The sequence below is a fragment of the Streptomyces exfoliatus genome, from assembly GCF_000725545.1.
Lineage (GTDB): Bacteria > Actinomycetota > Actinomycetes > Streptomycetales > Streptomycetaceae > Streptomyces > Streptomyces exfoliatus.
In genome coordinates this window covers 1-9,247 of record NZ_JNZP01000058.1, presented here as the reverse complement: position 1 = coordinate 9,247, position 9,247 = coordinate 1, and the positions used below count along the sequence as shown (strand labels likewise).

Below are 9,247 nucleotides of genomic sequence, written 5' to 3'. Positions count from 1 at the left end.
TACGCCCGCAACTGATCACCCACACGGACATACACATCCGCACACCGGTCACCATTCAGATCACCCACCGGCACGAACACCGACGACGTCGCGAACTTCGCCCCCGAACCAGCCATCCGCGCCGACACCGCACCCGTACCGGTCCCCCGGTACAACGACACCAGACCCGCCGTATCCATCACCAACAGATCACCGAAACCGTCGTCCCCGGACATGTCACGCCAGACCGCAGCGCCACCCGTCACGGAGAGCACACCGGAGACCGCGAGATCCGCGCCCTGACCATCAGCGGCCTTCACCGTCAACGCCCACGCGTAGGCACCGTTCGCGACCAGCTTCCCAGCCGCGTCCTTCCCGTCCCACGCAGGAGCGACGAGACCGCGCGCCTCGCCCCCGCTCAGGCTCCGCGCGACCTTGCCGGTCGCCTTGTGCTTGAACGCGAGCGACCACATGCCGGGCTTGGACAGCGTCCAACGCGGCTTCCAAGCACCGGACTTCAGGTTCACGGACGTCGGCACGGCGGAATCGAGGGCGGTCAAACGGCTGGTGACACCGCCGAGGCCGACGACGTGGATCGCCTGCTGGGGGTCGACGAAGGCGACGCCCCCTCCGAACCGGTCGATCGTCCAGCCCTGGTCGTAGTTGGGCAGGCCGGGCGCGACGAGACCGAGGGTGCGCACGACGGGCGCGCCCGAGCGGACGTCTGTGACGCTCAGCGGATCGCCTTCGGCGCCGACTGCCGTGTGGGCGACGAAGCCGTCGCCCAGCCGCGGCTGGCTCGACCGCGGCACCTGGAAGCGGACGGAGGTCTTCTTCTCCCGGTCGTACACGACGGCGGACGCGCCGTCGCCGCAGCGGGCGTAGATCCACTTGCCGACGACGTCGAAGTCGGCGGTGCCGCACTCGGTCCCGAGGTCGATCGTCGCGACGGTCGCTCCGCTGCGCAGGTCGATCGCGGAGACGGTGTCGTTCGCCGCGGACGAGGTCCAGAGCCAGGTGCCCCACAGGGCCTGGTTCGTGCTGCCGGAGATCCAGGTCTTGCCCGTCTCGATGTCCGCGACGACCGACCGGGTCTCGTAGTTCTCGGTGGCGAGGAAGTGCACGTACCGGCCGGAGGCGCCCAGGAGACGCACGGGGCTGATCTTGCGCGTCGTGTCGAGCGGGACCGTCCGGGTCGTACCGCCGGAACCCGTCGTCGTCACCTGCAGCTTGATGACGCAGCCGATGCACGGCGGGTCCCCGCGGAACGGCGGGATGTCCTCCGTGAGGAGGGTGACGAGCCGGCCGTCACCGGTGTCGAGCCACCGGGTCCCGTAGTCCTGCGTCCAGGCCGTGGTCGGCGGGCAGTTCAGGGCGGTGCCGCCGACCGCGTCGCAGCTCCAGGCCTGGGTGGCGGTACGGGGCTCCGTGAGCGAGACGTCGTAGCGCACGATGTTCCGCTTGTCGCCGTCGGTGTGCTCGGTCGTGACGCGGCCGTTCGCGAGGGTCAGGCCGCCGCGCTGGACCGTCCGTGGCGGCACGCTCAGGACGGACTCGGTGACCGGGGCGCCCGTACCGTCGACGGAGACGCGGCGCACGCCCCAGTGGGCGGAGTCGGTGCCGCCGACGACGTACAGCCTGCCGTCCGGCGCGGTGCTGAACTCGGCGTCGGCCGCGGCCTTGACCGGGAGGTCGCGCGAGGCGCCGCCGGTGACGGGCGTCGCCTTGACCGGGTGGGGCGCGGAGGGGTCGCCGTAGTGTCCGACGATCCAGCCGCCGGTGACGCCGAGGCGCCCGACGAGGCCGGCGTCGGTGTTGGGCAGCTTCACGACCTGGCCGGTGGCCGCGGCGTCCTTACGGGAGACGACGAACGCCTCGACGGTGCCGGAGAGCCTGTACTGGACGATCCAGTCGGCGCTCAGGGCCATCTTGTCGTACAGCACGCCGTTCGGCGGGGCGGGCAGCTTCCGGAGTGCGCCGGTCGCGAAGTCCAGCAGAGCGGTGACGAAGCCGTCGCCGGCCCCGTACTGGATGACCGCGCCCGTGTCGTCGAACGCGGCGACGGTCGGCCCCCACGTACGCGCCGGGTCCGCACCCGGCAGCTCCACCACGAGGTCCGCCGGCGCGGTCTCGCCGATGCCGAGCAGGTGGAGGGCGGTGCGGTTCGTGTCCGGGTGGCTGACCACCCTGTCCGAGCCGAAGGCGCGCAGCCAGGTGTGGCCTTCGAGGCCGGTGCGGCGCTGGGTGACGCCGGTCGTGTAGTCGTGCACGGTGGCCTCGGCCGCGTTGCCGCTGAAGCCCATGCAACCGGCCTCGTCGCCGTAGGCGACGGGTTCGGGACAGGTCGGCGCGGCGACGGCCGGGCCCCCGGAGAGGTTCCGCCAGTGGTACCCCTCCGCACCGTTCCAGAGCTGGAGGCCGGTTCCGGCGCCGTACAGGTGCACCCACGGCGGGGTGCTGAGGGGAGGTGCGGCGATCTTCACCTCGTACGGGGAGTCGGCGGCGGCCGATGCGGCGGGCGCGGTGACGGCCGCCAGGCCGGTGATCCCCAGGGTCGCGCTCAGGGCGAGCGCGACAGCTCTTCGGACGGACAAGTGGGTCCCCTCTTGCGGGCATGCCGAACGGGTCTGCCGAACGCACGGCGCGCAGCATGAGACCAGCGCGACGAGACGGCGTGACGAAAGGCTTGGTGTCGGAAACGACAGCGGGGGCGCGCACGGCAAGGCACGGAGTACGCGCGCGCATGCCGGGGTCGCGGGCCGGCCCGATGCCCCCACCTGCCGGCAGCCGGATCGTACAGCCGCACGAAACGCGCGCGCCACCAGGAAACCAGCGTGGGGATCCGGCCCGGGGAATCCGGCGCGGGGATCAGCGCCGGGCTCAGCGCAGGGGCTCAGCGCGGGGGCTCAGCGCGGGGGCTCAGGAAGCCGGACGGCCCTTCGGGCGCCGGAGACCCGCGTCCGTGAGGCGGCGGAGCAGTTCCTTCGAGCCGACCTCGACCGCGCCGCCCGCCACCGCGTCCGCGTACCGGTCGGACGGGATGTCGTAGTGGTCGCGCTCGAAGGCGCGGGGCGGGGCGCCGATCGAGGCGGCGAAGGCGTGCAGCTCCTCGAAGGAGACGTCGCTGACCAGGTGCGACCACATGCGGCCGTGGCCCGGCCAGGTCGGCGGGTCGATGTAGAGGGTCACATCGGACTCCCCGCCGGATCCATGGGGGGCATCACGTCAGACCGCCCACCGGAGCGACCACCACGCCCTGCTTGCCGCAGACCCAGTGCGGGTCCGGGCCCAGCTCCGGTTCCACGTCGAGGGCGTGCGGGTCCCCCGAGGAACAGACCGGGCAGATCGGCCAGCGGCCGTACCGTTCGAGCAGGGCGTCCTGGACGTCCTGGGCGACGAGACCGGCGACGTACGTCACGCCCTCGGGCCACTGCTCGACCCACCAGCGCCGGTGGGTCACCGCGTCCTCCACCATCGACACGACCTCGGCGGCGGCCACCTTTCGGGCCGCCAGGTCGGCCAGTACCAGCGCGCGAGCGGCGTGCAGCGCCTGCTCTACGGGGTCGATGTCGTCCATGGACTCATTGTCACCCGCCGCGCGCCCGCCACACGAGACAGGGCGAGGTCCCGGCCCGATCCGGGACCGACGGGGTCTTGTCGCCCCCGCGCCTCCGAAAGTATCTTTCAGAGGTGACGAATGATGTGAAGGAAAGTTTCACGAGCGGGGCGCCGCCCGCGCCCGCCGCCCTCGCGGCCAAGGTACGGACCCTCGCGCCGTCCATGACCCGCTCCATGCAACGGGTCGCCGAGGCCGTCGCCGGAGACCCGGCCGGCTGCGCCGCGCTCACGGTCACCGGACTCGCCGAACTCACCGGCACCAGCGAGGCGACCGTCGTCCGCACCGCCCGCCTCCTCGGCTACCCCGGCTACCGCGACCTGCGCCTCGCCCTCGCCGGGCTCGCCGCCCAGCAGCAGTCCGGCCGCGCGCCCGCCGTCACCGCCGACATCGCCGTCGACGACCCGATCGCCGACGTCGTCGCCAAGCTCGCCTACGACGAACAGCAGACCCTCGCCGACACCGCCGCCGGACTCGACACCGTCCAGCTCGGCGCCGCCGTCGCCGCGCTCGCCACCGCCCGCCGCATCGACATCTACGGCATCGGCGCCTCCGGTCTCGTCGCCCAGGACCTCGGCCAGAAACTCCTCCGCATCGGCCTCATCGCGCACGCCCACAGCGATCCACACCTCGCCGTCACCAACGCCGTGCAGCTCCGCTCCGGCGACGTCGCCATCGCCATCACCCACTCCGGCTCCACCGGCGACGTCATAGAACCCCTGCGGGTCGCCTTCGACCACGGCGCCACCACGGTCGCGATCACCGGCCGCCCGGACGGGCCCGTCACGCAGTACGCCGACCACATCCTCACCACCTCCACGGCCCGCGAGAGCGAACTGCGGCCCGCGGCCATGTCGTCACGTACCAGCCAACTCCTGGTCGTGGACTGCCTGTTCACCTGCGTCACCCAGCGCACGTACGAGACGGCGGCCCCAGCCCTCGCCGCCTCGTACGAAGCCCTCGCCCACCGCCACTCACCCCGCACCCGCTGACGAACGCCGCCGCACCGACCACGCCACCCGCCGCACGGACGACACCGACGACACCCCGACACCGACCACGGCACCCGCAGCGCCGACCACCGCATCGAAAGAGCCGCACGTGTCTGCTACCTACTCCGAACTCCGCGCCCAGCTCGCCACCCTCACCACCGAGGCCTTCCGCCCCGAACTCGCCGAGATCGACCAGCTGCCGACCGCCGAGATCGCCGCGCTCATGAACGGCGAGGACCAGACCGTCCCCGCAGCCGTCGCCCGACAGCTCCCCGCCATCGCCGCCGCCATCGACGCCACCGCCGCACGCATGGCCCGCGGCGGACGGCTCCTCTACCTCGGCGCCGGCACCGCGGGCCGCCTCGGCGTCCTCGACGCCAGCGAGTGCCCGCCCACCTTCAACACCGACCCGTCCCAGGTCGTCGGCCTCATCGCCGGCGGCCCCTCCGCCATGATCAAGGCCGTCGAGGGCGCGGAGGACTCGAAGGAACTCGCCGCCGAGGACCTGACCGCGCTCGGCGTCACCGCCGACGACACCGTCGTCGGCATCTCCGCCTCCGGTCGCACCCCGTACGCCATCGGCGCCGTCGAACACGCCCGCGCCCTCGGCGCCCTCACCATCGGCCTGTCCTGCAACGCCGACAGCGCCCTCGCCGCCGCCGCCGAGCACGGCATCGAGGTCGTCCCGGGCCCCGAGCTGCTCACCGGATCGACCCGGCTCAAGGCGGGCACCGCCCAGAAGCTCGTCCTCAACATGATCTCGACGATCACGATGATCCGGCTCGGCAAGACCTACGGAAACCTGATGGTCGACGTCCGCGCCTCCAACGACAAGCTCCAGGCCCGCTCACGGCGGATCGTCGCCCTCGCCACCGGCGCCCCCGACGAGCAGATCGAGACCGCCCTCGCCGCCGCCGACGGCGAGGTGAAGAACGCGATCCTCATGATCCTCGCCGACATCGACGCCGCCACGGCCGCCGAGCGGCTGACCACCTCCCAGGGCCACCTGCGCGCGGCACTGCACGCGCCCGAGCCGTCCGCGTAACCACCCCTCTGCACAGGACCTGAACGCGCCGTCGGCCGTCAACGGCAGAGAACGTCCTCGGCCGGCCGCGTGCCCTCGGTCAGGAAACGGGTCACCGCCCGGTCGCCGCACGCGTTCCCGTTCCCCAGGTAGACCCCGTGCCCGCCGTGGTCGACGGAGACGAGCCGCGCCCGCTCGCCGAGCGCCTCCCGCATGCGCAGCCCGTTGGCGTACGGCGTCGACGGGTCACGCAGGTTCTGGATCATCAGGATGTTGGACGGCCCCCGGTCGGTGACGCGTACGGGCTTCTCCACCGCCCCGCCCTTCCAGTACGCGCAGGGCGTGACGTTCACCGGCAGGCCCGCCGTCAGCGGATGACGCTCCCGGTCGGCTGCGACGGCCCGCTCGAAGGTCCGCGCGGACGACCGGGGCCAGTCGACGTCGTTGCAGATCACGCCCACGGTGATGGCGGCGACGTCGTCGGGCATGGCACCGGCGAGTTCGCGCGGCAGAACGGGCTCGCCCGCCGGGTCGAGGGCCTCGGTCACGAGCCGCGCGAAGGCCGGGAAGGAAGCGTCGGAGTAGAGGGCCTGCTGAAGGGCCTGGAGGAGCACGGCGCCGGTCAGCGGCACGCCGGGCGTCGCGGACGCACGCGGCTCCCGATCGAGGCGAGCGGCGAGGTCGAGCACCAACGGACGTACGTCGTCGGCGCGTTCGGCGAGCCGGAGCCCGTCGTCGGCGCGGTCGGGGTGGGCGGCCCAGGCGGCGAAGTCGGGGAAGCGGTCGTCGACACCCTGGGCCATGCCCTCCAGCCAGCCCCGGGCGACGCGCTTCGGGTCGGGGTCGTTGCTGCTGTCGAGGACCCAGCGGTCGGTCCGCCCGGGGAACTTCTCGGCGTAGGCGGCGGCGACGTACGTCCCGTAGGAGACGCTCCACGCCGAGAGCTCGCGCTCGCCGAGCGCCTGCCGCAGCCGGTCGAGGTCGCGGACCTGGTTGGCGGTGGTGAGGCTGCGGAGCATGGCGCCACCGTTGCGGGCGCAGGCCTCGGCGATCCGCCGGGACCGGGCGACGTTGTCGTCGATGCGGCCGTCGGCGCCGGGCCAGGACCGCAGGGTGACCATCCACCGGTCGGCGTCGTCGAGCCCGCACCGGGCCTTGGCGGAACCGCCGACGCCCCGGGGGTCGAAGGCGACGAGGTCGTAGGCACCGTCCATCTCGGCCGAGAGGGCGGCGCCCTTCTGCGCGAGCCGCTGCACACCGGAACTGCCGGGCCCACCGGGAATGACCATGAGCGTCCCGCGCCGCGCCTCGGGCCGGGCGGAGGGAAGGCGGGAGACGGCGAGCTCGATCTGCGGCCCGTCGGGACGGGCGTAATCGAGGGGTACGGAGAGCAGGGCGCAGCGCTGCCCCGGAAGCGGCTTCAGGGCGGGGTCGCAGTCGCCCCAACCGAGCCCGGCCGCAGCGGCGGGAGCGACAGCGCCACCGGTGAGGGCGACGCCGGCGACGACGGCGGCGGAGAGGGCGAGGAGCAGGGGCTGACGGCCACGGTTCGTTGTCATGCGCACAGCCTCGCGGACCGACACCGCTCCCCCCATCCGGCAGCCAGGCGCTTCGGGGGTGGGGCCAACCCCCGGAGGGAGAAAGGGGGTTCGGGGGTCTCCCTCGCGCAGAGGGTGGCCGTGTCTGACGGGCTTCTGGTGCGGCCCCCCTCTTACCGAGAGTCATCCCGCCCCAAGGCCCCAGGAGCCCCCGTCAAGGTGACGCCGCCCCCGCTCCCGGGAGATCATCCCGGGCATGACCACCACCACTCCCAGCACCTGGACCCTCGGCGGTGACCTCACCGTCAACCGTCTCGGCTTCGGTGCCATGCGCCTGCCCCAGTACGGCCCGGCTCTCATCCCGGGCGCCGTCCCGATGGAGCGCGACCGTGCGACAGCCGTTCTCCGCAAGGCCGTCGAGCTCGGCGTGAACCACATCGACACGGCCGCCTTCTACTTCTCCTCCCTCCGCTCCGCGAACGAGCTGATCAACAGCGCCCTCGGCGGGCCCTACCCCGACGACCTCGTCATCGCCACCAAGGTCGGCCCCGCCCGCGACCTCTCCGGCGAGTGGAGCGAGCACGCCCGCACCCCGGCCGCCCTGCGCGCCCAGGTCGAGGAGAACCTGCGCCAGCTCGGCCGCGACCACCTCGACGTCGTCAACCTCCGCGTCCTCGGCGACGACTCGATCGCCGAGCGTTTCGGCGCCCTCGCCGAACTCCGCGACGCGGGCCTCATCCGCCACCTCGGCCTCTCCAACATCACCCCCGCCCACCTCGCCGAGGCCCAGGCCATCGCCCCCGTCGTCTGCGTGCAGAACATGTACGGGATCGGCGTCCGCCCCGAGTACGCGGACTTCGTCCGCCTCTGCGGCGAACAGGGCATCGCCTTCGTCCCCTTCTACGCGATCGCCGCCGCCGGCCGCGAGACCGGAGCCACCGCCCCGGAGTCCGAAGAGGTCCTCGCCGTCGCCCGGGCCCACGACGCCACCCCCGCCCAGATCCGTATCGCCTGGACCCTCCACCAGGGCCCCCACCTCCTCGCGATCCCCGGCACCGGCAACCCCGACCACCTCGCCGCCAACGTCGCCGCCGGCGACCTCCGCCTCACCCCGGACGAGCTGGCCCTCCTCGACCGCGTCCACCGGAACGCCGCCGCTTCCACCGCCACGCCTGCCTAGACTCCACCCCCATGACGACCACCCCGACCACCCCGAACCCCGCCATCGCCGCCGACCTCGCGCCCACCGGCACCCTCCGGGCCTCCGTCAACCTCGGCAACCCCGTCCTCGCGCAGGGCACCCCCGAGGCGCCGACGGGAGTCACCGTGGATCTGGCGCGGGAGATCGGGGCGCGCCTCGGTCTCCCCGTCGAGCTGCTCTGCTTCGACGCGGCGCGGAAGTCCTTCGCGGCGATGGCGGACGGCCGGGCCGATCTCTGCTTCCTGGCCGTGGATCCGGCGCGGGAGGCGGAGGTGGCGTTCACGGCTCCGTACGTCGTCATCGAGGGCGTGTACGTCGCGCCGCGCGGCTCGGCGTACACCACCGTGGAGGACGTGGACGCGCCCGGCGTGCGGATCGGGGTCAAGAAGGGCTCGGCGTACGACCTGTTCCTGTCGAGGACCCTCGTCCATGCGACGGTCGTTCGCGGGGACGAGGGCGTCGACACGTTCCGGGCCGAGGGTCTGGAGGTGGGCGCGGGGATCCGGCAGCCGCTCACCGCGTACGCCGAGGCGCACCCGGACGTGCGGCTGATCCAGGGCCGGTTCATGGAGATCCGGCAGGCCGTCGGGACGACGGTCGGCCGGGCGCCCGAGACCGTGACGTTCCTCCGCGACACGGTCGAGGAGCTGAAGGCGAACGGCTTCGTCGCGGACGCGCTGCGCCGCTCGGGCCAGGACGCGGGACTGCTGGCCCCGTGAGCCGGGGAGACGACTGAGGGCCCGGCCGTGGGACGGCCGGGCCCTCGATCACTCACTCAGCTGCTCAGGTGCTCAGGTGCTCAGTACAGGCCCTTGAAGCTCTGCCAGCCGCTCGTACCGATCGTCACGCGCGCACCGTACAGACCGGTCCCGGTACCGCTGTACCGCCACAGCTTCC

At 73.0% G+C, this 9,247-nt stretch carries 8 protein-coding genes; 4 read left to right on the top strand and 4 right to left on the bottom strand.

Annotated features, from left to right (window positions below; translation table 11 throughout):
• From IO20_RS0133660 to IO20_RS0133650, 3 genes are all read right to left on the bottom strand, one after another.
• The coding region (locus IO20_RS0133660) for a flagellar hook assembly protein FlgD (RefSeq protein WP_030556990.1) at positions 1–2,573 on the bottom strand (2,573 nt) is incomplete at its 3' end.
• Positions 2,574–2,898: 325 nt separating this feature from the next.
• Complete coding sequence (locus tag IO20_RS0133655) at positions 2,899–3,168, bottom strand: DUF4031 domain-containing protein (RefSeq protein ID WP_030556992.1); 270 nt, start codon at positions 3,166–3,168, stop codon at positions 2,899–2,901.
• 31 nt (positions 3,169–3,199) lie between these two features.
• Positions 3,200–3,556, bottom strand: a complete 357-nt coding sequence (locus IO20_RS0133650) for a hypothetical protein (RefSeq protein ID WP_030556995.1) — start codon at positions 3,554–3,556, stop codon at positions 3,200–3,202.
• 113 nt (positions 3,557–3,669) lie between these two features.
• Here IO20_RS0133650 and IO20_RS0133645 point away from each other — a divergent pair, with 113 nt between their 5' ends.
• Together IO20_RS0133645 and murQ are read left to right on the top strand one after the other, a co-directional pair.
• Positions 3,670–4,587: a MurR/RpiR family transcriptional regulator gene (locus IO20_RS0133645; RefSeq protein ID WP_030218514.1), complete on the top strand. Its 918-nt coding sequence runs from the start codon at positions 3,670–3,672 to the stop codon at positions 4,585–4,587.
• 109 nt (positions 4,588–4,696) lie between these two features.
• The gene (gene murQ / locus IO20_RS0133640) at positions 4,697–5,632 is read left to right on the top strand and encodes an N-acetylmuramic acid 6-phosphate etherase (protein ID WP_030556997.1); all 936 of its coding nucleotides are present in this window, start codon (positions 4,697–4,699) and stop codon (positions 5,630–5,632) included.
• A gap of 38 nt (positions 5,633–5,670) precedes the next feature.
• Here the strand turns inward: murQ and IO20_RS0133635 are convergent, their stop codons facing one another.
• On the bottom strand, positions 5,671–7,170 hold the full coding sequence (locus IO20_RS0133635) for an alpha/beta hydrolase (RefSeq protein ID WP_030556999.1): 1,500 nt from the start codon (positions 7,168–7,170) through the stop codon (positions 5,671–5,673).
• 235 nt (positions 7,171–7,405) lie between these two features.
• Here IO20_RS0133635 and IO20_RS0133630 point away from each other — a divergent pair, with 235 nt between their 5' ends.
• Both IO20_RS0133630 and IO20_RS0133625 read left to right on the top strand, forming a co-directional pair.
• Positions 7,406–8,329, top strand: a complete 924-nt coding sequence (locus tag IO20_RS0133630) for an aldo/keto reductase (RefSeq protein ID WP_030557001.1) — start codon at positions 7,406–7,408, stop codon at positions 8,327–8,329.
• An 11-nt stretch (positions 8,330–8,340) separates the two neighbouring features.
• A complete protein-coding gene (locus IO20_RS0133625) occupies positions 8,341–9,069 on the top strand; it encodes a transporter substrate-binding domain-containing protein (RefSeq protein ID WP_030557004.1) in 729 nt (242 codons plus the stop codon).
• Positions 9,070–9,247 lie beyond the last annotated feature (178 nt).